A 23,348-nucleotide genomic window follows, 5' to 3' on the forward strand; every position below is an offset into this window, starting at 1 on the left:
ATAGTCACTCACACCAAACAGAACCGCATTACCACTTAATTCTCAACAAAATCAAGGAATGCAAATGACCGATAACACGACCGTACTATCATCAGAAAACCCGACTACGATTGAAATTCCGCCTAACAGCCAACCTTTAACCGCAGTCAAGCGTCTTTGGCGTATGAACAGCGCAACTCTCGGATTCTTTCCGGACGGCGCTTTCAACGAGTATGCAAAGAGGGGTCAAATCCTTGGAGTAGTACTCAAAGAGAAGTGCGTTGGATATCTCCTTTATGCTAAGAGCCGGGAATATGCGAGGATCACCCATTTGTGTGTCCATCCTGATAATCGTGGCCAAGGAATACCAGAGATCTTATTTAAAGCGTTGAAGCAACGAGTTGAGCATCTAGAGTCGGTGAGGTTGACTTGTCGAAAAGACTTTGATTCAGCAAACAACCTTTGGCGACGGCTCGGCCTGACGATAGTAGGGGAAAAGCCTGCGCGGGCGGAGGGTAAAACTCTCCAAATATGGAAGCGAGAGTTAGCAGGCCTTCCACTATTGAACTATCTAGATGAAATGTCAGGACGAGATAAACAGCGGGTGGTAATCGATGCAAATATCTTTATTGCGCTTGCAAAGGAACAAATTTCGGATTGTGACGCGCGCGAAATGATGGATGCTATCGCACTTGACGCAGATTGGTTATCTGAATTAATCACCCTTCATATCACACCTGAAATCCGTCGCGAAATTTCGCGTCAGAACGATATTGGCACTCAGCGTAATCGCAAGCTAGCACTTCGCCGTTTTGTCGAATGCAATGGTGATGCAACACTGTTTGAATCCGCCAAACATAAGATTCGCTCACTTTACCCTAACAAGATAAATAAGCGAGACGAATCGGACATTAACCATATTGCTTATAGTGTGGCTGGAAATGCCGACTATTTCGTAACCAATGATGCCGGAATTTTGAAACAACAAAAGAAAGTCGACAAGTTGTTTGGTCTTGCCATCCTAACTCCTGCGGAATTGGTTACGATCATCCATGAGGCCGAACACCGACACTATTACCACCCTGCACGATTAGCTGGCACTATGACTAAAATACGAAGAGTGAATGTTTCTAACATTCAAGAAACTCAAGAACGTTTCCTAAGTTATACCCAAGGAGAACGAAGCTCAGACTTTCGCCAAAAGCTCGATAAAGTCTTACTTTCCCCTGATAAAAATACTGCACACATTGTTACTGACCGCTCCACCCCTCTCGCTTTGTGGACGGAATGTATATCAGGCACACGTCTGGACGTCCCAATTCTTCGAGTTAGTCGCGGGAGTCTAAAAACGACTCTTGCATTTCACCTTGTTTGGCATTTAACTCGTACCGCGGTTGAAAACGGTGCAACGGTGCTCACAGTGACCGACGACTACCTTGATCCCGAACTGACACAGGCCCTATTGCGTTACGATTTCTTCCGACACGAAAGCTGCTGGAAGCGGATTATAGTTCACGGAATTCATTCGCCTGACGAATTGATAAGGAAAATCGAGGCACACCACGATACACCTCCTTTTAACGCAAAATCTCTTTTAACCGCGAAAACTCCAGACGCGACTGCCAAATTAGAGAAAGCGATTTGGCCCGCCAAGGTCATCAACTCGTCGATCGCTAGCTATATAGTTGCCATTAAGCCTTGGTGGGCTATGCAGCTTTTTGACAAACAACTTGCTGAGAGCGATTTATTTGGAGCAAAGCCAGAACTGATGTTAAATGGAGAAAACGTTTATTATCGCTCAGCGCATCCACAGATTCTTAGTGCCCCCTCTCGAATCTTATGGTACATCACCTCAGATCCGAAAAAACCTGACACAAAGTCAATACGAGCCTGCTCTCAAATTGTCGAAATCAAGCGCGGTTCTGCGTCAGATCTTTATAAAAAGTTTAAGCACCTTGGCGTTTATACATGGGAAGATGTGAAAAACATAGCTAACGGCGACCCTCAAGCTAAAATCACGGCTTTTCGCTTTACTCTCACCGAACTGTTTGAGCAGCCAGTCCCATGGAATGACTTCCAGTCAATCCTCTTACAAACGAAAGGAAAGCCCCACACCTTACAGTGCCCGGTCAATATTTCGGAGTCCGCTTTTCTAAAGATTTATCGTCGCGGAATGGTGATACAATGAAGAGAACGGGTATTTTACTCTCAATAAAGCCACTCTATGCAGACAAGATATTGAAAGGCGATAAGACGGTCGAGCTCAGACGTGTGTTACCTGGCCTGGAGCCAGACGAGATCGTCCTTCTTTATGCTACCGCACCAGTTTCTGCGATTGTCGGATGGTTCACCGTTAACAGCGTTGTCACCCAATCGGTCAATCTGCTTTGGCAGACGGTCGGACCCCAATCATCAATATCTCATGAAGAGTTCTGCACTTATCTACAGGGAAGGGAAAAAGGTGTGGCGATTCTTGTCGAGAAAGTTTTCCCAATAAATACGACAGAAACCACCAGCTTAAATAGTCTTCGGCAACTCTACCCGGGGTTCCATCCCCCCCAGGGGTTTCGCTACATTCAACGATTTAAAGATGGAGGAAAGAAGCTTCTTTCAACACTTCCCATTGATCCAGATTAACCCAACACAATACACTTCGAAACATTTACATCTAGCACAACAACAAGATCGTTCTAGCGAAATACCCCTTTGAACCATAACAACATATTTATATCCCTAAGCAATACCAATACCTACTTATAATCCAACGAGCAACAAGAGCTTAGTAGCTCTTATTACCCCCCCCTCATCCAGTGATTTGCAGTGTGTCCAATAATCCGCTTATCATATCGAACGTGTAAAACGCTACCTAAATTCAGAATCACTAGCCCCTACCTCCCCCCAACCCCTCCCACACCATATCAAACACCACCCGCACCCTCCTGCTCGTCTGCACCTCCCTGCGGCTCACAAACCACTTCGGCATCAAAAAGGGCTCGATCTCACTCAGAACCCGCTGCACCCCGGGCTCCGCGTCGCCTACGGACTCCATCATCAGACCGTTCCCCGCGCCCTGCTTCACGAGCTCCCAGAGCATTAGGTGGTTTTCGGTGAGAACTGGGAAGTTTAGAGGGGTCAGAGTGAGCCCGAGGCTGTTGAGGTGCTCGCGTAGGTCGGGGGCGCGGTTAAAGCCCAGGTAGTTCGCGCGAGAAAGGTCTCCGAGTGTGGTGGGGTTGCCGAGGCACTCGAGGTAGGCGGGCGTAGCGTAGAGGTGCACGCGCTCGTCGCGGATTTTGCGGGCAACGAGCTTGGTGTCGGTGGGTCGAAAGTTGCGCAGAGCGATATCGGCCTCGCGGTGATGCAGAGCGCGGGCATAATTAGAGATCAGAATCTCGTTCTCGATACCGCGATTGAAGGCGGCGATCTACTCGCTCGGCCTCGCCTGGCGGGCAAAGTACCTGCGTGAGTTAGGCAAAGCACTTGCCGAACGCAAGGGCATGGTCCCCAAAGCCACGGACGAGATCCGCGAGCTCCCCGGTGTTGGTCCCTATGTGGCGGGGGCCTTTCAGGCGCTGCATCGCAATCGCCACGCGTCGTTCGTCGATGCCAACGTCGTGCGCCTGCTCTCTCGCTTCTTCGGATTTGATCGCGATGGGGAGACAAGACGCAAGCGCTGGTTTCTTAATCTGGTCGAACACCTCTTCGACCATGATTATGAGCCCCGGACGTTCGGCTACGCCCTGCTCGACTTCACGCGGGAGGTGTGCGCCAGAAAGGCTCACTGCTCGGCGTGTCCGCTTCGAAAACAGTGTGTGTACGGGCGCGAAACCATTATCGAATCTTGAACAGTATCAGCAACTTACCCACATGACCGCCCGACATGGCTCGCCCCCCCTCTCCGAGCGCGTCCTGGTTCCTCATAACGCCGACGTTTTACCCACCTCACTCCCTGTAAAACACGCCCCGCAACGCCTCGGTCGAGGTGACACGCGAGCCGGAGCGGTACGCGGTGACGCGGAACTGGTAGTACATCCCCGGCTGAAAAGGCCCGTCGTAGGCGACGCTGAGGTAGTCGCCCTCCTCGCCAGGGGCGATGTCGAGCGCTTCCCAAACAAGCTTGCCATGGGCGTCGAACACCATCACATCGTAGTGCTCAACGTTGCGGGCCGGCCCCCAGGTCAGGGTCGGAGGTGCAGCGAGCGCCTCGGGGCCTTCGGCTCCAGGAGCGATGGTGTCGAGGGCGTCGGTGACTCGGAAGGCGGGGCTTACCTCGACGTTGCCCTCCCCCTCCGGGATGCTTATACGCACGAGTTGGTTGCCCAGGATGTCGTCATAGGGGCCGCGGACGAAGCCATCATTCTGAAAGGCGGCCAGGACGATGTAGTCGCCAGCAGGCACGCCCCCGATCGTCCAATTCCCGCTTTGGTCAAAACGGTCCGACGCGGCGGCGCTCAACCCGATTGGCACCTCGCCACGCATCATAACCTCGTCGTAGGTCGACGCGGGCACCAACGCCACCGAACTCTGCAAGGCGCCAGATGCGGCTATGAAGTTCATATGGCCGCTGACGGTATGAAGTTCCTCCTCGGACTCCGATTCTCGGAGCCGCACGCCTCCATAGGGCACCTGTTCCATGAAGACCGGCCAGGGATCGAGCTGGATGCCGGCGGCGTAGCCGTGAACTTCGTAAGAACCGGGCGGCACATTGAAGATCGTAAAGGCCCCGTCGCGGTCCGTGATGGCGGTGAGGCCTCGGGTGGTGGGACTTTCGGCGACCACCAACACCCCACTCGGCCACCTGAGCCGATCGATCCGGCCGCTTATCGAGGCAAAACCCTGCTCCGACTCAGGAAGCGCGAGCAACGCCACATCGGTTTGCGCTGTGTCGACAGTCAGTGTTCCCTCGTCCGCGTAGAGCACCACGGTGCTGAGGTCGATGCGTTCCGCCGTGCGTAATCCACCGGGGAAAGACTGGTAATCGGGTGCGCTGACATGCAGCGTGATCAACTGCTGCACTGGCAACCCATGATCGTCACGACGCGCGGTTATTGGAAAGCGGTACATGCCGGACGCATCGCTCAGCACAGCCTCATAGGCTCCCGCGTGATCGCTGAACGCGAGGATCTGAGCCCCCTCGATAGGCTCGAGTGATTGCGCATCGAAAATCTGTCCCTGCACGAAGAGCTCGGTGTGGCAGCGGTCCCCTCCCGAGTTTACATCCTCACAGACAAGTCCCGGCCCGCAGGCGTACCAGGCGTCGCCACAGGCGGAAAACTCATCAAGCAAGCAACGTGCATATCCGCTGTTGTCTGCAGCCATACACGAAGCCCCTGGTCCGCAGAGTGACGGCGCTTCGCCAGCGTCGCAGGAACCGCCGTCAGGATGCAGACAACGCATGGTTCCCGCCTCATCGCGCCTGCAGGTGAGCTCATATTCGCTGCCCGTACACGCGAAGTATTCTCTCGGGACACAGACCTCGCCAGGGCCGGCAGCCTCGTTGGTCAGGTCACAGGCCTGGGCAAACACGAGGCTCAACAAAACAAAAAGTAACCATCCAGCATGCTTCATCAGCGGTCTCCCGGGCGCGCTGCGCGAAGCGGCGCTAATCGTTTCCGTTGAAGTAAAAAGAGCAGATGGGCAGTCTATGTTTAAAACTCCGCGCGTGTCAGGCTCACGCGCAAGGGGGCGCGAACCCTTGCCCAATCCCCATCCGGGCTACGACCAAGGGACGAAAAACGCCCCCGTCTCCGGGGGCGCCTTCTCAGCAGGCCAGCCTCTCCTCTCCGGCCCCAAGACCCAACTCCCTAACCCTCCCCTGGCAAAAAAGCCCACGCAACCTGCGGGGCCGCGTGGGCTTGATATGTCGACGTCGGGAGGGTCCTCGACACGTTCAGCCCGAGAAGACAAAGCGGCCGCCCGTCTCCCAGCGGTACGTGCCGCCGCCGACGCACACCTCGTCGAGGGGGCCGATGTGGACGAAGTGCTCGTCTTCGAGCCAGAAGGGTTCAAAGTCCACGCTGCCCTCCAGGGTCAGGGTCTGGCCTTGATGATCCCCCTCAAAGCTGAAGGTGTGGATGCGCACCCCGTCGATGGTGATCTCGAAGTCGCGCACCGCGTCAAATCCACCTGCGGGCGCTGTGCCGTCGCAATTTGACATGTAGGTGTCGTCATAGACCTCCAGACGGTAGCTCAGGGAGCTCACGAAGTGGGGGGTCGGTACGGTGAAGTAGTGGCGGAGGAAGTGATCCAGCGCGTAAAACGAGCGACTTTGTCCTGCCGAGATGGGCACCGCCCACCCGGCCGAGCCATAGGTCAGGGTCTCTGGCGAGGGAAAGGCCAGGTCGGTGAAGAGGGTGTCGCAGACGTAGATGGTTTCCTGGATCTCATCGTCACCGAGCTCGCCATCGGCGTTTGTGTCGAGCCCCACCGAGACGGCGCTTCCGCGATAGCCGCAGTTCTCGCCAGCGGGCTCCTCCTCGGTGCGGATCAGGGAGTTCAACCCCTCGACACCGGTGCATACCAGCGACTCGGCGGACACCTCGTCGGGGTCGAGTTCCGCGTTGGCGTTGGCGTCCAGACCGCTCAACACCCGCACGCCGCCGGCGGCACAATCCTCGCCGGGCGCGACGTCTTCCGTGCGAATGAGCGGGGTTTGTCCACCGGGGCCCTGCTCCCCACCCTCACCGGCGCATACAAAGGACTCGCCAGACACCTCGTCGGGGCCGAGTTCACCGTCGGCGTTGGCGTCCAGACCGCTCAGCACCCGCACGCCGCCGGCGGCGCATTCGGCGCCGGGCTCCACCCTTTCGGTGCGGATCAGGGAGTTGAGGCCGTCTGCCCCCTCGGGGCCCTGTACGCCGCTGCCATCGCCTCCGCAGGCGCTAAGAAAAAGGGCCAGACACACACAACGCATCGCAAGTCGCAAATAAAACACGGTTCACACTCCAGGGATCCGTACGCCGCAAGCTCATGGGAAAAAGCGATGTGCTCGCAGCCTCGAAACAAAGAAAACAGAGACGATGGTGCAAAGGTCGCCTTTTGTAAAAACACCTCCCCCCGGCGGTCAATGTCTCTTTACCACGGAGCGCGAACGCTCCGGGGACTCTCGGGGTATGGGGAGAGGAGAAGAGCCCCCTCCCCAGAAACCTCACCCCGGCGAGGCGGCCGAAATGTCGCCGAAGTCCGGCTCAAACTCCGCCGGTGCGGCTTCGGGCTCGGGCGCCTCGCTCTTCTCGCCAAGGGCCCGGTAGAGCAGCGCTCCTCCCACCCCGCCGGCGATGGGAGCCAGCCAGAAGAGCCAGAGCTGGGAGAGCGCCCACCCGCCCACAAAGAGCGCCACACCGGTGCTGCGGGCCGGGTTCACCGAGGTGTTGGTCACCGGCAGGCTGATCAGGTGCACCAGCATCAACGCCAGTCCGATGGCCAGCGGCGCCACCGCCGCGGGCACACGTTTGTGGGTGGCCCCCATGATCGCGAACACAAAGAGGCCGGTCATGAGCACCTCGATCACCAGCCCTGACAAGAGGGTGTAGCCCCCGGGCGAATGCTCCCCGTAGCCATTGGCCGCAAAGCCGGCCTCCAGTGAGAAGGTGGGGCTGCCGCTGGCGACCACGTAGAGCACCGCGGCGGCGGCCACCCCGCCGAGCACCTGCACTACGATGTAGGGGATCACATCGCGCCCCGGGAAACGACCGCCGATCCACAGCCCGAGCGAGACGGCCGGGTTGATATGACACCCGGAGATGTCACCGATGGCATAGGCCAACACCAGCAGCGTCAGGCCAAAGGCCAGCCCGACACCGACGATCCCCACCCCGATCTCGGGAAAGGTCGCGGCGATGACGGCCGCGCCGCACCCGACTAACACCAGAAAGAAGGTTCCTACGAACTCCGCCGAAAGACGCCTGGCTCGATCTTGCATGATGGCTCCCTGTGCCAGCACCGACTTAGGCCCCCTCCCGCAACCCATGCGCCCCCCCTGGGGCACTTACCCCCGAAACGTAGGTCCCTACCGAAGCCGACCCAAATCAGCGCCGGGTCGGAGTCTGGGAGGGGAGGCGGGTCGGCGCCCCCCAGATGCCCCCGAGCTGTCAGCCCCCCAAAAAAACAAAAAACGCCCCCCGAGACGGGGGGCGTTTTTTTACGCGTGGCCAGCGCCCGCGAGACGCGGGCTCGGGCTCACTGCCGGTAGAAGACCCCGCGCAGATCTTCGGTGCTCGAGATGGCCGAGTCGGCCCGGTAGGCCGTGGCGCGGAACTGGTAGTACATCCCCTCTTCGAAGGGCCCCTCGTAGGCCACGCTCAGGTTGGTGCTGCCGCCGGCCGAGGGGATGTCGTTGGCCTCCCAGACCACGTCGCCATAAGCGTTGAAGACCACCACATCGTACCACTGGGCGTTGCTGGCCGGGCCCCAGGTCAGCGTGGGGGGCGCGGTGAGCCCCTCGGGGCCCTCGGCGCCGGGGGTCACGGTGTCGAGGGCCGCGGTGACCTTAAAGGAAGGCGTCACCTCGAAGGTGCCCTCGCCAGAGGCGATCGTGGTGCGCACCAGCTCGGTGCCGGCGATGCCCTCATCCGGGTCGCGCACCAGCTCGTCGTTCTCGAAGCCGGCGAGCACGTAGTAGTCGCCGGCGGGGACGCCCTCGATGGTCCATTCGCCATCGATGTTCGGCGCCCCGGAGCGCGGGGCGCGCAGGCCGGCAGGCACCTCGCCACGGACCGAGACCTCGTCGAAGGTCGACGCCACCACGAAGACCACCGAGCTCTGCAGCCCCCCGGAGGCGGCCACGATCTGAATCTGCCCGCTGACATCCTGCAGCCCCTCCTCCGACTCGCTGAGGATGACGTCCTCCACCGGCACGTCGGCCATGCTCACCTGCTCCGGCTCGACTTGAGTGCCGGCGATGTAGCCGCGCAGCTGATAGTCCCCCGGCGGGACGTTGAAGATGGTGAACGCCCCGTTACGCGCCGAGACCCCGCTGATGCCGGTATCCGGATCGCTCTCCGCCACCACCAGCACCCCGCCCAGCCCGCGCTCGCCAATGTCCACCAGACCGCTGATCGAGGAAAAACCCTGCTGACTGGCCGGCAACTCAATCAGCGCCACATCGGTCTGCGCGGTGTCGATCACCAGCTCACCCGACTCCCCGATCACCGAGGCCGTGGTGGTGTCGATGGGCAGCGCGGTGCGCAACCCGCCGGGGAAGGTCTGATAGTCGGCGGCGCTGCCGCGCAGGGTAAAGAACTGCTGCACCGGGACGCCCTGGGCGTCGCGCAGCGCCGGGATCTGCAGGCGGTAGGCGCCCACCTCGTCACTCACGGCCACGTCGCTCAGCGCGCTGCCCTCTTCATTGAAGGCGATGATCTGGGCGCCGGGGATGGCCTCCAACGAGGCGTTATCAAAGACCTGCCCCTGCACAAAGAGCGCGCTGTGACACTGGTGCTCTCCGCTCTCGGTGGCCTCGCAGGCCAGCCCCGGGGCACAGGTGTTCTCCTCCGGGTCACACTCGGCGCCGGCTTCGAGCAGGCAGCGCGCGTCTTCGCCTGGAGCCGGCTCGATGCAGGTAGCGTCGGAGGCGCAGGGAGAGGGGTCTTCGGCCAGCGAGCAACGCCCGCCGTCAGGGTGCAGGCAGCGCAGAGTCGGCCCGTTGTCGCCCCGACACACCAGCAAAAAGTCACTCCCCTGGCAGGGCTCCGCCAGAGAGGGGTCACAGACCTCGCCAGGGCCAGCGGCCTCGTCACAGCCACCACACCCCTGGGCAAAGCCCACCAAAAGACCGGCAAAAAGCGTCCATCGCAGGTAGCGCATCGTTCACCTCCACAGCCTCCGACCACCGGCCGGAGCGTCCATGATGCATTGGGTTGTCTCGCAAAGAAGCTACAAACCAGCCTAGAGGGAGCGTTTCCCGATGTCACCGCTACAAGGTGTTACTACGCTGCACAGCTCCCAAAGCACAAAAAAGCCGGGCCCCCACCGGGCCCGGCTCTCGCTGCTCCATCGCCCCACAGGGAGCGCTGTTCCGGCGTTCTACTGCGCGCGGTACACCATCCGATAGCTCACCGGCCGCGGCAGCTGCTCCATCTCCAGACGCGTGCGCACGTCCAGGCGCCCGCCCTCCCGACAGCGGTACTGGCTGCGGATGGGGCCATGTTCGGTCTCCATCTCGACATGCAAGACTTCATCGCGCATCCGGGCGCGAAAGTGCACCTCCTCGCCATTCTCGCCAGTGTGGGCCACACGTTCGCCGTTGAGCGGCAGCGTAACCGCCGGCCGGTCTCCGCCCTGAAGCGTGATCTGCCCCTCCTGCTGACGGAGGGTCAAACGGCGGTCGGGCCCCTCGCCGCGCTTGAGCATCTTGCGGGCGATCGCCCGCTTGATGGCGTTCATCTCCTGAAGCGCGGGCTCAAAAGCGGCCAGAAAATCATCGCTGGCCGCTTCATCCAGGGTGTAGGTGCCAGAACACGGAGGGGTCTGCGCCTGGGCCGTGGCGGGCCCGGCCAGCCCCACTACCAGCAGCGTTGAAATGGCGAGCAAAAGCGACGAGAGAGAAAAGCTGCGCATAAAGGCTCCTGGCATCCACGATCCATGATGAGAAAGAGTGTGGCGAGCGCTCTCAGAGAGCCCTAAGCCCCCACTCCGTAGCGACGATGCAACTAAATTAGCGCACCGCCCCCCCCGATGACAGAGTTCCCTTCTTCGCGGTACAGCGCGCCTAAATCGTGCGTTCCACCGCCCAGACAAACGCCCTCAAACCGCGCCCCTTCTCATCAAGCGCGGCCAGCGCGTCGAGGAAGGCATCGACCTGCTCGTCCTCGACGACGCAGTACATCGCGCCGTTGAGCGAAGGCCAGATATGGTTTCCCATATGGGGCTCCCCCTCGACCGAACCCCGGCCCTGCACGCCGTTCCAGCGGGTGAACCCCCGCACGCCCTGCGCTTCGAGCAGATCGATCAGACGCTCGGAGAGCACCTCATTGTACGTGATCATCACAGCTTTCATGAAAGGCCTCCGGTGCGCGTGACGGCGTTGCGCTCAAACATCCCGTAGAGCACCGGCACGATAATCAGGGTCACCACCGTCGAGAAGGTCAGCCCGCCGATGACCGAAATGGCCATGGGCTTCCAGAGCTCGGCGCCCTCGCCAATCTCCAGCGCCAGCGGAATCATCGCCAGAATCGTCGTCAACGTGGTCATCAACACCGGGCGCAGACGCGACATGCTCCCCTCGACGATCGCGTCGAAAATCGAGAGGCCGCGCCCCTGCAAGAGTTTGATGTAGTCGATGAGCACGATGGCGTTCTTCACCACGATACCCACCAGGATGATCGCCCCGATCAGACCGATCACGCTCAGCGGCGTGTCGGTGAGCAGGAGCGCCAGAATCACCCCGGTAAAGGCAAAGGGAATCGAGAACATGATGACAAAGGGCTCCTTGAGCGACTCAAACTGCCCGGCCATCACCAGGTAGACCAGGATCAGGCTCAGAGCCAGGATCAGGAAGAGGTCCTGGAAGGACTCCTGCTGCTCCTGGAAGTCGCCGCCGTAGGTGATGGCGATCTGCGGGGGCAGCTCCTGGGCATCAACCCACTCGGCGACATCCTCCATCACCAGGTTCAGGGCACGCCCCTCAATCCCGGCCGAGACCGTAAGCATGCGCTCGCGGTCGATGCGCTCGATGTTGGGCGGCACCATGAACTCCTTGATCTCGCCAAGGTCCTGAATCCGCACGCGGGCACCGGTGGGAGCGTTGATCGTCATATCGCGGATCTGCTCCAGGGAGCCCCGCTCGCTCTCGGCGTAGCGCAACACCACATCGTACTCATCGCCCTCGCGCCGGAAGATGGTAGCGGTCTGCCCGGCGACGTTCCCGCGAACCACCTGGGCGACCTGCGCCGAGCTCAGCCCGAAGTCACTTAAGCGCTCGCGATCAAAGATGATCTCAAACTCCGGACGACTCTCACCGCGGCTTAAGCCCACGTCGCGAATCCCCTCGATGCCCTTCATATGTTCGGCCAGGTCGTTGGCCAGAGCCGTGGTCTGCTCCAGATCGAACCCGCGGATCTCCACGGCCACCGGCTGCGCGCTGCCCGCGCCCCCGCTGTTTCCGGAGGTGACCGTGGAGGTGACCACCTCGGGCACCCCGGCCATGATGCCGCGGATCTGGTCGGCGACCTCAAAGACCGAGCGCTCACGATCGTCCTGATCGATGAGCTCCATGCGCAGCTGGAACTCGTTTTTTCCGCCCCCGACCCCGCCAAACATCGAGCCGCTGGTACCGCTGGTACTGTTGATGCGCTTGAGTTCGGGGATCGCCTCGGTGATCTGCGCCTCCAGCCGTCCGACCACCTCCGAGGTGTACTCCAGGCTGCGGCTGGTCTCGAGTTCGCCGCTGACCGTGACAAAACCATCATCGCTGATCGGCATAAACTCGGTGCCCACCCGCGGCACCAGCGCCACGCTGCCGGCGAAGGTCAGCATCGCCACCAGCATCGTGGTCTTGCGGTAGCGCACGGCCACGCGCAGGGTCGCGCCGTACAGACGCTCCAGCGCACTCAGCCCGGCGTTGATCCCCCGGGAGAGCGCCCGCAGCGGCCCCCCGCCGGGGCCCTCATCAACCGGCTTCATCAGCAGCGAGCCCATCATCGGCGTCAGCGTCAGCGCGGCCACCGTCGAGGTGACCACCGTGACCACCACAATCGCCCCGAGCTGGCCAAACCACACCCCGGTCATGCCCTCCAGGAAGGTCAGCGGCAAAAACACCGCCACCACCGTCAGCGTGGTCGCGATCACCGCCACTCCCACCTCACCGGTGCCGTGGATGGCTGCCTCCCGCGGCGTACTCCCCCGCTCGATGTGCTGCATGATGTTCTCCAGCACGACGATGGCGTCATCGACCACCATCCCCAGCGCGATCGAGAGCGAGGAGAGCGAGATCATGTTGAGCGTGGAACCGACCAGGGTCAGGTAGATAAAGCCCACGATCAGCGAGACCGGGATGGTCGCCGCGATCACGATGGTCGCTCGCCATTGGCGCAAAAAGATCAGCACCACCAGCACCACGAAGACCACCGCGTAGAAGAGCACGGAGCTCAAGTTGTCGATCGCGCTGACGATAAACTCGGAGGTGTCGATGATCATCGTCAGCTCCACATCGTCGGGGAGCGTATCGATGATCGCAGGCATCGCCGCCAGCACCCGCTCGGAGACCTCCACGGTGTTGGCCTCGCTCTGCTTCTGCACCGCGAAGGTCAGCCCCTGACGCCCGTTGACCCGGGAGATAGCGTCTTCATCGGCAAAGCCCTCGCGGATCGTCGCCACCTGATCCAGGGTCACCTGACGGCCCTGGAAGTTGGCCACGATCACCCCGCCGATATCCTCCACCGAACGAAACTCGGTGTTGACCCGCAGGTTGTAGCTCTCGTTACCCAGATCCACGCGCCCGGCCGGTGAAGAGATGTTTTCGGCCTGCAGGGCCTGCGCGATCTGTGGGATATCCAGGTTGTAGGCGCGCAGGCGCTCCGGATCGAGCACCACCTGCACCTCCCGGCTCGGCGCCCCGGTCACCGAGACATCCCCCACGCCGCTGATACGGTTGATCGGGTTGACGATCAGATCGTCGATCAGCTGCTCCAGCTCCGGAAAGCTCTCCTCGGCGGTGACCGCGTACACCACCACCGGGATCGCGCTGGCGTCAAACTTCTGCAAAATCGGGTCGTCAGCATCCTCCGGCAACAGGAACTCGGCCCGCCCCAGGCGATCGCGTACATTGTTGGTCGCCTCATCCATGTTGGCCCCGGAGTTGAATTCCAGGGTGACAACCGAAAAGTTGTCCAGCGAGGTCGAGGTCACCTCCAGCAAATCCGGGGTCGTGCCCAGTACGCTCTCCAGGTGTTCGGTGACGTTGCGCTCAACCTCCAGCGCGCCGGCCCCCTCGTAGCTGGTGATCACCGAGATGATCGGCGACTCCACCTCCGGAAAAAGGTCCACCGGCAGTTTGATGTAGGAGTAGATGCCAAAGACCATGATGGCGATAAACACCATGGAGGTAGCGATGGGCCGCATGACGGCCAGGCGAAAGATGTTCATAAGAAATCCTTACAACGTCGATGTCAGTGCGGCTGGCCGCGCTCCTTAGCCCTTCTGGCCCGGTTGGGCCGGGGCGGCACCCTCTTCTGCACGCACGTCCGCCTCGGTGGGCTCCTCGACCACTTCGGCCTCCGGGGCCTCCGAGTCGCCCTGCGGCTGCCCCTTGTCATCGACCACCGATACCTGGGTGCCCTCGTTGAGCCGAGACATCCCCTCGATCACCACCCGGTCACTCAGGCTTAAGCCCGAGGTCACCAGCTGCTGGTCTTCGAAGCGCTCTCCCACCTTCACAAACGCGCGGTGGGCCTTGCCCTCCTGGACCACCCACACAAAGGGATCATCCCGGCCCGGCTGGGTCTGCAACGCGCTGCGCACCACAAAGAGCCCCTCCACCTCCCCGAGCTCCAGGCTGGCGCGGGCCGACATCCCCGGACTCAGGCGCCCTTCTTCATTGTCGAGCTTAATCTCCACCCGGAAGGTCCGGCTGTCGGGCTGAATGGTGGGGTTGATGCGGCTGACCTCCCCGACAAAATCTTCGCCCGGGTAGGTGTCGAGCTGGACCGTGGCCTTCATCCCGGTTTGAACCTGGGGGTAGTAGCGCTCGGCCACATCGATCACGACCTTCAGTGGGTCCATCTGCTGAATGGTCAGGATGGCCGGGGCCTGCGCGCCGGCCACAAACTGCTCGCCGGCCACAAAGTAGCGGTGGGTCACCACGCCGCTGATGGGGCTGGTCAACACCGTGTTGCTGCGCAGCAACTCCATGTTGGTGTTGATCGTATCGTAGGCGGCCTGGGCCTGCTCCAGCTGCTGGCGGGCCACCGCGCCGATGTCAACCAGGCGCTTGGCCCGATCCAGCTCCGTCTTGGCGGTGCGCAACTCCACTGCGGCCTGGCGCAAACTGACGTCATCCATCCGCGCCACCACCTGCCCGCGGCGTACCCGGTCGCCTTCCTGCACCCGGACCTGCTCAATGCGGGTGCCCTGGTTCCCGGTGATCTGGGCCACCTCCCAGGCCTCCAGCGTACCGGAGTAGGTCGCCCGGCGGGGCATCGTGGTCTCGGTGGCATGGGTCACGCGTACCGGCGCGGCGCGCTCTTCGACCTTCTCGGCCGGCGCCTCGGCCTCGTCGGCCGGGGGTTTGCAGGCGCTCGTACTCAGGGCGATCCATCCGACCATCCCGAGCATGGCCAGGCTCGCCGGCCAGCGCCGCCGCGAGGAGGTTTTCGACGATTGAGACGGCATCATAAGATCACTCATTGGTATCACTCCGGGCGCCGACCAGGGCTTCCAGGTCGAGCAACGCGTTTAAGTAGTCGTTGAGCGCGGTGGTGTGGTTGAGCCGCGCATCGGTCAGCGCGCTCTCGGCGTCGTTGACCTCCATCAGGCTGTGAACGCCCTCTTCATAACTTGCCTGAGCAATGCGATAGCCCCTCTCGGCCTGCTCCACATTGCGCTCCTGAGCCTCGATGGTTTTCTCCAGATCGGCGATCTTCGCGCGGGTCGTCTCAAACTGGGAGAGCAGCGACTGACGCAGAAACTCCTCCTGCAGGGCCAGCTTCTGCTGCTCCACCTCGGCCTGCTCCACCCGCTGACGAAGCCCCCCGGTAAAGATGGGCACCGAGAGCGTCAGCCCGACAATCGCCGTCTCCCCCCATTCGTAGTCCCAGAACTTCAGGTCATCGCCCTGCCCCTGGTAGGTGAAGCTGCCGAAGCCGGCCAGCGTGGGCCAGTAGGCGGCCTTCTCCATGCCGACCTGGCGCTCCACCACCGAACGCTGCCCCTGAAGCTGAATCAAATCGGCGTTGCGCTCAAAATTGGCCTCCCGATGCACGTCGGCAGCCTCGGCGTAAAGCTCGCTCAGCGAACCGGCCAGGTGGATCTCCTCATCGATCGGAATCGCCGAGAGCAGCTTCAGGTAGTTGAGCGCCCCCAGGTGATTGTTGAGCGCCCGGCTGAGCTCGGGCTCGATGTTGCGCACCTGCACCTCGGTGCGGATCAGATCGTACTCCGGTGCCGCGCCCTGCTCGTGCAGTCCCCGCACCAGCTCCAGGTTACGCTCCAGCGTCTGGTAGCTCTCCTGGAGCACGCGGTAGGCCTCCCGCGTGATCAACCCGTTGAGGTACGCGCGGTGCACCTCAATGCGCACCGTCGACTCCGACGACTCGGCCATCAGGCGGCTGAGCTCCACGCTGGCCTCGGCCAGATCGATGCTGCGATTGAGCTGCGCCGAGTAAATCGGCACCGAGGCCTGCGCCGAGAGGTTGAAGTTATGCTGGTTGCCGGTCCGCAGGACCCCGCCCCCGAAGGGGCTGTCGGCGGGCAGCACGATAAAAGGGGTCCGAATGTAGTTGGAGTACTGACCCTCGGCGCTGAGCTGGGGCAGCCGGCCGGCCCGAGCCTCACTCAGCGCCAACTCGGAACTGCGCACATCGGCCTGAGCCTGCACGATCTGGTTGCCGCGAGTCGTGGCAAGCTCCAGCGCCTCCGCCAGGGAGAGCGCGCGGCCCCGCGCCTCCAGCGCCGCCACGCCCGGCCCTTCGGCCACTGGCATCGGCAGTGGAGCCTGCACCTCCTCCCGGGGCGCCTCGGATTCCTGAGCGCTGACTGTCGCACTCCCCACAAGCACACCCAGCAGCCCCAGGCTCGCCACGCCGGCGAGTTTCCTGGTGGTTTTACGCATCACTTTCCTCCTTTCTTGCGGCCTTAATCGCCTTCCAGCGCCGGGTCATCGCGTCCATATCTTCGGCCAGAAACTCGTACCAGTTGCGCATCTCGCTGAGCCTTCGTTGCGCCACCAGGTTGTCGTCGGGGAGTTCGGGCAGGGTATCGGTGAGGAGCTCCAACACGGCTACGATACGCTGGCGCGCCCGGGCCAGACTCACATCAAACGCGTCGGGCGCCAGGCGATAGTAGGTATGGCGGTCACCCGGCACCGTGGTGCGCTCCAGAAGGCCCATCCCGTTGAGGAGACGGGTATTGGTGCTCACGGAGGCCTTGCTCACCTGCAGAACCTCGGCCATGTCGTCGAGGGTCATGGGCTGGTCGCCCAGGAGCGCCAGACCAAAGATGCGTCCGGCGATACGCGGGCCGCCATCGCCCTCAAAGATCAGACCGAAGCGCTCGATAAATCCGATTTCTGCGTCATTCATGGGTGGGTCTCGGGGTCATCTTTTTCTCGTCGGTGTCGTACATTCGAAACATTCAGTACGAACTAAACAAATCAACCGCCGCACCCTGCTCCCTATTTCAGAAAGCGTCAACCCCCGGACACCGCAAGCCGAACCGATTAATATTTCCAAATAAAAACAGCCACCTACCCACCCCCAAAAAAATCTCCCTAGCTAAACACACAAAAAAAGCGCGACCCCGGGGGGCCGCGCGTCTCGTCGTCGCTCCGACTGTCCAGATGTCAGCCTTTCTCTCCCCTTCCACGACGCCCACGCAGCGCAGCGACCAGCCCCAGAGCCACCAACACCAGCCCCGGCGAGCCAGTCGAACCGGCCGCACTACACGCCGGCTCATCCTCGGACGAGGTGCCCTCCCCCTCGACATCGGCATCGTTCGGATCGCCCTCAGAGGGCTCCTCCTGCTCACAGCCCTCGACCAGCGACCAGTCGACCTGAACGCCGAGGGTCTCTCCCTGGTGTGCGACGCATTTATCGGGCACGCATACCTCCACCGCGTCGCCTTCGGCGCCGGTGACATCGGTGGCGACAACTTCCACGCAGCGCACCTCTCCGGCCGTGAGGGTCGCTCCCCAGTTGCTGAGATCTTCAGATGGGTGCAGCACCCGAACCTTCTCAGCGTCTGCCGTCTTCAATCGCACCACGTAGCTTGCCGGCATCACCTCCAGGGGCTCCAGCCTCAGGGTATGACGCTCATCGCCCATCCCGCAGCTGCTGCCCACCAGCTCATCAAAACGCTCCCGATACCAGGTAAAGCTCACCGCCCCGGGAGGAGCCTCCACGCCCAGGGCCGGATCGACCGAGAAGTGGCGCTCAAAGGCCTCTTCGGAGAGCTGCTCGCCGTAGTCCACACGCAGGGTGTAATCCCCTTGCGACAAGGGCTCCTCCGGCACCACAAAGAACATCCCACCGAAGTCCGCCAGGCTCGCCTGCGCCTGATGAACCACCTCCACGGCCACCTCGGCCCCGTCCGCGTCGAGCAGCGCCACCCCTTCTCGAAACGAGGCGGCGCCCTGGTAAAAGAGCGCCAGCTGCACCCCGGGCGGCACCACCGCCCCTTCGGCCGGCAGTGCTTCGGAGACCGGCACCTGCGCCGGGTCGCAGGCCCGGGCCTCACCTACCGCCACGCTCAGGGCCGCCACCACGCTCAGGGCCGCCACCCCAATTGTTGCTCTTTTCATCATCGCTACATCCCTCTCTTTATCGTCGATGAACACTCGCCTTAAGCCCCCGACGACGCCCCCCCGGCGCGCGCAACACCGCCAACATCGAGAGCACCAGCGCCACACTCCCAGGCGTGCTCCCCGGTCCCCCGGCGCTGCACCCGCCACATCCACCACGAACCTGGTCAGACGCCTCGCCACCGGACTCTTCCACTTCCCAGCCAGCGTCGCCCGGCAAGCCCCCATCCCCGCTCACGCCGGCGTCATCGCGGTCCGCGTCCCCCTGGTCTGGGCCCTCTTCCTCACATCCTTCAACCTCATCCCAGTTGGTCACATCGAACTGGGTCGGCGCCGGGTCGTAGGCCACGCACTTCTCGGGTTTGCAGAGCTCGCTAAAGCCGTCGTACGTGCCATCGCCGCGCAACGCAGCGACGCGCACGCAGCCGACGTTCTCCATCACAAAACCGTGCCACGCGTCGGCCTCCTCGGCTCGATACACCTGCTGGACCACATCTCTACCGCGCTCCAGACTCACCCGGTAGGCCACGGCCCCCGGCTCCGCCTCAAAACGCAGCCGCTGATAGGCAGCCCCCCACTCACAGGAGTTTCCGGTCGGCTCGACGTAGCGTTCGCGGTACCACTCCAAGTCAGGAGCCGATGCCTCCAGGTCCCAGACATGGGCCTCATCCACCTCGAAGCCGGATTCGACGTCTTCCTTGCCCGAGGCCTCGTCGTAATCAACCCGCAGTGTGTACGCGCCGGGCGCCAGCGGGGCCTGCGGACGAACCTCGCGCACAAACCCGTACTGCGCGGCCTGGTAACGCCGCTCGATCTCAACGGCGACGGCCAGGCCATCCGGACCGATGAGGTCAATCTCCGGGTCCAGGGCTGAGCCCGAGGCAAAGATCAGCACCATCGCATCTGGCGCGACAAGCGCCCCGGCAGCTGGCACGACAGCGACAATCGCCTCATCCAGCGGCTCACAGGCCAGCGCGCCGCCCGCACTTACACCAACGCCTGCAGCCAGCGCCCCGGCCCACATCCACCGCCTTACACGCATCCTGACTCCGAGATTCGGGGAGCCCGCGGCTCCCCATCACTACCTGGGTTAACGACGTCGCCACACCAGCGCGCCCAGAGCGGCCAGTACAAACGCCAGCGAACCGCCGGACTTGCCGCCGGTAGAGCAACTTCCTCCGGCCACCGAGCTCCCCTCACCGCCGGCGTCATCGCCCGAGGCTCCGACATCATCTTCGTCGCCCCCATCCACGACATCCGGACCAATATCGTCGCCGGCATCCTCGACAGGCGGCTCACCGACATCGCTATCGTCCGGGTCCCCCTCCGTCAGGTCCTCGTCAGGACATCCCTCAATCGTATCCCATTCGGTCTGCCCGGGTATACCAGGGCTCTCTTGCGCGTCGTAGTGCCGGCACTTATCCGGCACACACGCCTCGGTCACCTCACTCGGGAGACCGTCCCCCCGAAGGGCCGTCACACGCAGGCACTTCACCTGCTCCATCTGAGCCACCTGGAAGCGTCCTACCTCCGATGCCAGGTAGCGCTGCTCCAGGACACTGGAGTCGTCCAACTCGACGCTCAGCAGGTAGTAGGCCGCCCCCTCGACCGACGAAATTCTCACCTGATGGTGAGCCACCGAATATCCGCAGCTGTCGCCAACGGGCTCATCAAAGGTCTCGCGATACCACTCCAATTGCGGTGCGGCCGGCGGCGCAGGCCAGGCCCCCCCGTCAATGATCTCAAAGGAGCGCTCAAACAACACGGGCTCGTCCAGCGGGTCCATCGCCGTCAGCGTGTAACTCCCGGGCATCAGCGGCGCTGTCGGTTCCAGGTAGCGCACCATGCCGCCGTGCAACCGCTGCGCGTGCTCGACCACATCCGCGCTCACCGCCTGCCCCTCACCATCAAGCAGCGCGACCACCGACGCCCCCTCCAGCCCATGACTGAAAAGCACCAGCTCGGCATCCGCCGCGACCTCCGAACCACTCCCGGGGAGCGCATCGTACACCTGCTCCAGCGCCGGAGAGCATGCTCGGGCTTGCTCCATCCCCACCGTCAGGGTCATGGCCCCCACGGTCATCGCTGCGACCCCTGCGCCTACTGTCTTGTACGTCAACATCATCATTCATCTTCCTCTTGGGAGTACGTCATCCATGTGGACATGCGAGCGTGCCCTACCAGCATGATCCCCTTGCCTGCCCCGGTCTAGCAGACCCGCCTCCCCGGCGCTCCGACTGAACTTCTCGCCACGCCCGCCAAATCATCCCGGCCTGACCTCGGCCCCCTCTCCAAGCGCCTGACACGCGGCCTCCACCACTTTATCGACCAGAATCACCCCCTTATAAAACACCACCCCCACCGCCCCGGCCTCCAGCTTCTCGCGGTCGCCACGCAGCCGCTCGCTGACCACCAGAATCACCGGCCGCTCGCTCTTCAGCGCGGCCAACCGCTCCAGCCGCCGCCGCAGATACGACGCCCGCCAGGTGCCCACGATCTCCAGCAGCACCTCCCTTCCCCCGGGCCCGGTGAGCACGTAGTCGGTGACCAGCACCTCATTATCCCCCAGATCCACGACCTGCCCGCGCCGCTCCAGCCGCCAGCCCTCGGGAGCCTTCTCCGAAAAACGCTCCTCGAACCACTGCTCCTCCTCGGCCAGCCACTGCCCCCGCACGCGCCGCGCGCTCTGAAGCCCGTCTTGAGGCCCCAGCGCAAAGGTGCGCTCTTTGTTATCCCAGTCGACCACCGCCTCCAGCGTCCACCCCTTCAGATGCAGCAGCGCCGGCAAAAACTTCGCCATCGCCAGCCCGTAACGCCGCCCTCCCTTGAGCACGCTGGCCGGCCCGTCGACCTCGATGACATACCCCTTGCCGGTGCGTTCGGTGCGATGCATCAACCGGTGAAACTTGAGCATCTGAAACAGATGCCGCAGCCGCCCGGAGTTCTGTCCCTGCAGATGCACCTTCAACGTGAGCGCCCGGTACAGCACGGCCTGGGCCAATGCCAGATTGTAGCGATGCAGCAGGCCCTCGGCGTCGATCGTCTTGAACGCGCTCAACACCTGACGCTCCTCCAGATCGGCGTAGAGCGCCACTTCACACGCCTCCGGACTCACCCCCAGGCTCTCCCCGACCCGCTCCAGAATGCGCCGACGCGCGTCTTCCCGATGCGGATTACCCGCGCGCGCCGCCTCCAAAAACAGCGCCTCACGCACCACCTCCGGCGCAACCTGGGCCCGCACCTCAAATTCACTGCGGTCGTAGAGCAGCTTGGCCAGCCCCCGCCAGATCAAAAAATCCGTGCCGTGACCAATAGCCTCCTCCACCCGCTCATCGACCAGCGCACGCGCCTTTCCTTGATGCGACTCAAAGATCGCCACCAGCGCCTGCGCTCGCTCGCGGGCCACCTCGTCGTCCACATCCAGATAGCGCGGGACGATGGCTCCCCGTGACTTTTTAACCCGCAGAAGATCACTGGTAAGCATCATGCTCCCGACGCCGCTGACTCACATACCCCTCCATCGAATCGGCCGTAATCAGTTCGTACAACAACGCGCGCTTGCCCTCGGCTCGCCGCAAAATACGCCCCAGGCGCTGCACATGCTCCCGCACACTCCCCGAACCGGCCAGAATCACCGCGACCGACGCCTCCGGAATGTCCACCCCCTCGTTGAGCACCTTGCTGGTCACCAGCACCCGGTAGCTCCCCTGGCGCACCCGCTCCAAGATCGCGCGACGCTCCTTGATCTTGGTCTCGTGCGTGATCGCCGGACATAAAAGAGCTTCGCTGATCGCGTAGACCGAGGCGTTGTCGTTGGTAAAGATCAGCACCCGCTCCTCTGGATGCTCATCGAGCAACTCGTAGAGAAGCCGAAGTTTTTGGTCGTGCACCAACGCCAGCCGCTTCTGCAGCTGGTAGGCCTTGAGCGCGCGCCGGCCCTGATCCGAGCGACTGGTCGCCGCCAGAAAATTGCGCCAGCCGAAGCGTCCCCCCAGCCTTATCCCCTGCGACTCGACAAACCCACGATAGATCCCGCGCGCCTCGTCGTAGAGCGCCCGGTCCTCCTCCCCCATCCCCACCTCCAGGGTGCGCACCTCATAATCGGCCAGCACATCGCCTGAGAGTTCTTTGATGGACCGGCGAAAATTCTCCGGTCCTACCAGCTCATCCAGATCGCGCTCCTTGCCGTCGGCGCGCTCCGGAGTCGCGGTCAATCCCAGACGGAAGGGAGCAATGCTCTGCAACGCCGCCTGCCTGTACACCTCCCCCGGCAGGTGATGAGCTTCATCAAAGATCATCAGCCCGAAACGCCCCCCGAGCCGCGCCATATGAATCGCCGCCGAGTCATACGTCGAGACCGTCAACGCTTCTACCTGGTGGTAGCCCCCGCCCAACATCCCGATCGGGGCCCCGAAGAACGCCTCCAGGTTGCCCACCCACTGCGTCATCAGGTCAATGGTGGGCACCACCACCAGCGCCGTGCGCCCGACGGCCTCAATCGCCAGCGCCGCCACGTAGCTCTTGCCCGCCCCTGTCGGAAGCACCACCAGCCCCCGGCGGCCCCCCTCCAGCCAGGCCTCCAGTGCCTGGGACTGATGCTCATAGGGTTTAAACCGCCGCCCCCCAATCTGGAGTTCCTGCGCCTCGTAGCCCCGGGCCTCATCCTCAAAACTCACCCCGCCGCGAATCAGCGCCGCCAGCACCTGCCGGTAGCGCCAGGCGGGCGCTCGCCAGGCCTCCACACGCCGATCGTAGACCCACCCGGGCCCGGGAACCGGCGCCTCCAGGGAGGCCCCTCGCAACACCAGCGTGCCCTCCTCAAAGCGCAGCACCCGGCGCTCGTCATCTCCTCCCTCCTGCTCCCCGACCGCGATCGCACTGGAACGACGTGATACCACCGAATTCTGAGCTCCGCTTAGAT

Annotated in this window: 19 protein-coding genes; 3 read left to right on the forward strand and 16 right to left on the reverse strand. The window is 62.4% G+C overall.

What is annotated here, in order from left to right:
• Positions 1-64 precede the first annotated feature (64 nt).
• Complete coding sequence (locus DL240_RS04000) at positions 65-2,167, forward strand: GNAT family N-acetyltransferase (RefSeq protein ID WP_158542338.1); 2,103 nt, start codon at positions 65-67, stop codon at positions 2,165-2,167.
• Entirely contained in the window at positions 2,164-2,616 is a 453-nt protein-coding gene (locus DL240_RS04005; protein ID WP_111728554.1) for an ASCH domain-containing protein, read from the forward strand. Before DL240_RS04000 ends, DL240_RS04005 begins: the two co-directional genes overlap by 4 nt.
• 244 nt (positions 2,617-2,860) lie before the next feature.
• Here DL240_RS04005 and DL240_RS04010 read toward each other — a convergent pair whose 3' ends face one another.
• Positions 2,861-3,400 carry a substrate-binding domain-containing protein gene (locus DL240_RS04010; RefSeq protein ID WP_111728555.1) on the reverse strand — a complete coding sequence of 180 codons (540 nt, stop codon included), beginning with the start codon at positions 3,398-3,400 and terminating at the stop codon, positions 2,861-2,863.
• Here DL240_RS04010 and DL240_RS04015 point away from each other — a divergent pair.
• Positions 3,387-3,821: an HhH-GPD family protein gene (locus tag DL240_RS04015; RefSeq protein ID WP_158542339.1), complete on the forward strand. Its 435-nt coding sequence runs from the start codon at positions 3,387-3,389 to the stop codon at positions 3,819-3,821. The genes DL240_RS04010 and DL240_RS04015 overlap by 14 nt on opposite strands.
• Before the next feature lie 97 nt (positions 3,822-3,918).
• Here the strand turns inward: DL240_RS04015 and DL240_RS04020 are convergent, their stop codons facing one another.
• The 15 genes from DL240_RS04020 to DL240_RS04090 all read right to left on the reverse strand — a co-directional run bounded on the left by DL240_RS04020 (position 3,919) and on the right by DL240_RS04090 (position 23,325).
• Positions 3,919-5,295: a carboxypeptidase-like regulatory domain-containing protein gene (locus tag DL240_RS04020; protein WP_146618088.1), complete on the reverse strand. Its 1,377-nt coding sequence runs from the start codon at positions 5,293-5,295 to the stop codon at positions 3,919-3,921.
• A gap of 571 nt (positions 5,296-5,866) precedes the next feature.
• Positions 5,867-6,910 carry a DUF7151 family protein gene (locus DL240_RS04025; protein ID WP_146618089.1) on the reverse strand — a complete coding sequence of 348 codons (1,044 nt, stop codon included), beginning with the start codon at positions 6,908-6,910 and terminating at the stop codon, positions 5,867-5,869.
• Between the two features lie 213 nt (positions 6,911-7,123).
• The gene (aqpZ, locus tag DL240_RS04030; protein WP_111728559.1) at positions 7,124-7,897 is read right to left on the reverse strand and encodes an aquaporin Z; all 774 of its coding nucleotides are present in this window, start codon (positions 7,895-7,897) and stop codon (positions 7,124-7,126) included.
• 257 nt (positions 7,898-8,154) lie between these two features.
• A complete protein-coding gene (locus DL240_RS04035) occupies positions 8,155-9,780 on the reverse strand; it encodes an MSCRAMM family protein (RefSeq protein WP_111728560.1) in 1,626 nt (541 codons plus the stop codon).
• A 219-nt stretch (positions 9,781-9,999) separates the two neighbouring features.
• Complete coding sequence (locus DL240_RS04040; protein ID WP_111728561.1) at positions 10,000-10,533, reverse strand: hypothetical protein; 534 nt, start codon at positions 10,531-10,533, stop codon at positions 10,000-10,002.
• 151 nt (positions 10,534-10,684) lie between these two features.
• Positions 10,685-10,972 (reverse strand): PG0541 family transporter-associated protein, encoded by a 288-nt coding sequence (locus tag DL240_RS04045; protein ID WP_111728562.1) that lies wholly within the window; start codon positions 10,970-10,972, stop codon positions 10,685-10,687.
• Complete coding sequence (locus DL240_RS04050) at positions 10,969-14,058, reverse strand: efflux RND transporter permease subunit (protein WP_111728563.1); 3,090 nt, start codon at positions 14,056-14,058, stop codon at positions 10,969-10,971. Before DL240_RS04050 ends, DL240_RS04045 begins: the two co-directional genes overlap by 4 nt.
• Before the next feature lie 45 nt (positions 14,059-14,103).
• Positions 14,104-15,306: an efflux RND transporter periplasmic adaptor subunit gene (locus tag DL240_RS04055; RefSeq protein ID WP_158542340.1), complete on the reverse strand. Its 1,203-nt coding sequence runs from the start codon at positions 15,304-15,306 to the stop codon at positions 14,104-14,106.
• Between the two features lie 4 nt (positions 15,307-15,310).
• The gene (locus tag DL240_RS04060) at positions 15,311-16,741 is read right to left on the reverse strand and encodes a TolC family protein (protein WP_111728565.1); all 1,431 of its coding nucleotides are present in this window, start codon (positions 16,739-16,741) and stop codon (positions 15,311-15,313) included.
• Entirely contained in the window at positions 16,734-17,210 is a 477-nt protein-coding gene (locus DL240_RS04065; protein WP_111728566.1) for a GbsR/MarR family transcriptional regulator, read from the reverse strand. Before DL240_RS04065 ends, DL240_RS04060 begins: the two co-directional genes overlap by 8 nt.
• A gap of 260 nt (positions 17,211-17,470) precedes the next feature.
• Positions 17,471-18,430: a hypothetical protein gene (locus DL240_RS04070; RefSeq protein WP_146618090.1), complete on the reverse strand. Its 960-nt coding sequence runs from the start codon at positions 18,428-18,430 to the stop codon at positions 17,471-17,473.
• Between the two features lie 16 nt (positions 18,431-18,446).
• Positions 18,447-19,469, reverse strand: a complete 1,023-nt coding sequence (locus tag DL240_RS04075; protein WP_146618091.1) for a hypothetical protein — start codon at positions 19,467-19,469, stop codon at positions 18,447-18,449.
• 48 nt (positions 19,470-19,517) lie between these two features.
• Positions 19,518-20,555, reverse strand: a complete 1,038-nt coding sequence (locus DL240_RS04080; protein WP_111728569.1) for an MYXO-CTERM sorting domain-containing protein — start codon at positions 20,553-20,555, stop codon at positions 19,518-19,520.
• 135 nt (positions 20,556-20,690) lie between these two features.
• Complete coding sequence (locus DL240_RS04085) at positions 20,691-21,914, reverse strand: DUF790 family protein (protein WP_111728570.1); 1,224 nt, start codon at positions 21,912-21,914, stop codon at positions 20,691-20,693.
• Positions 21,898-23,325, reverse strand: coding sequence for a DEAD/DEAH box helicase (locus DL240_RS04090; protein WP_199589728.1), 1,428 nt, complete (start codon positions 23,323-23,325; stop codon positions 21,898-21,900). Before DL240_RS04090 ends, DL240_RS04085 begins: the two co-directional genes overlap by 17 nt.
• Positions 23,326-23,348: the final 23 nt, after the last annotated feature.

The organism is Lujinxingia litoralis (genome assembly GCF_003260125.1).
GTDB lineage: Bacteria > Myxococcota_A > Bradymonadia > Bradymonadales > Bradymonadaceae > Lujinxingia > Lujinxingia litoralis.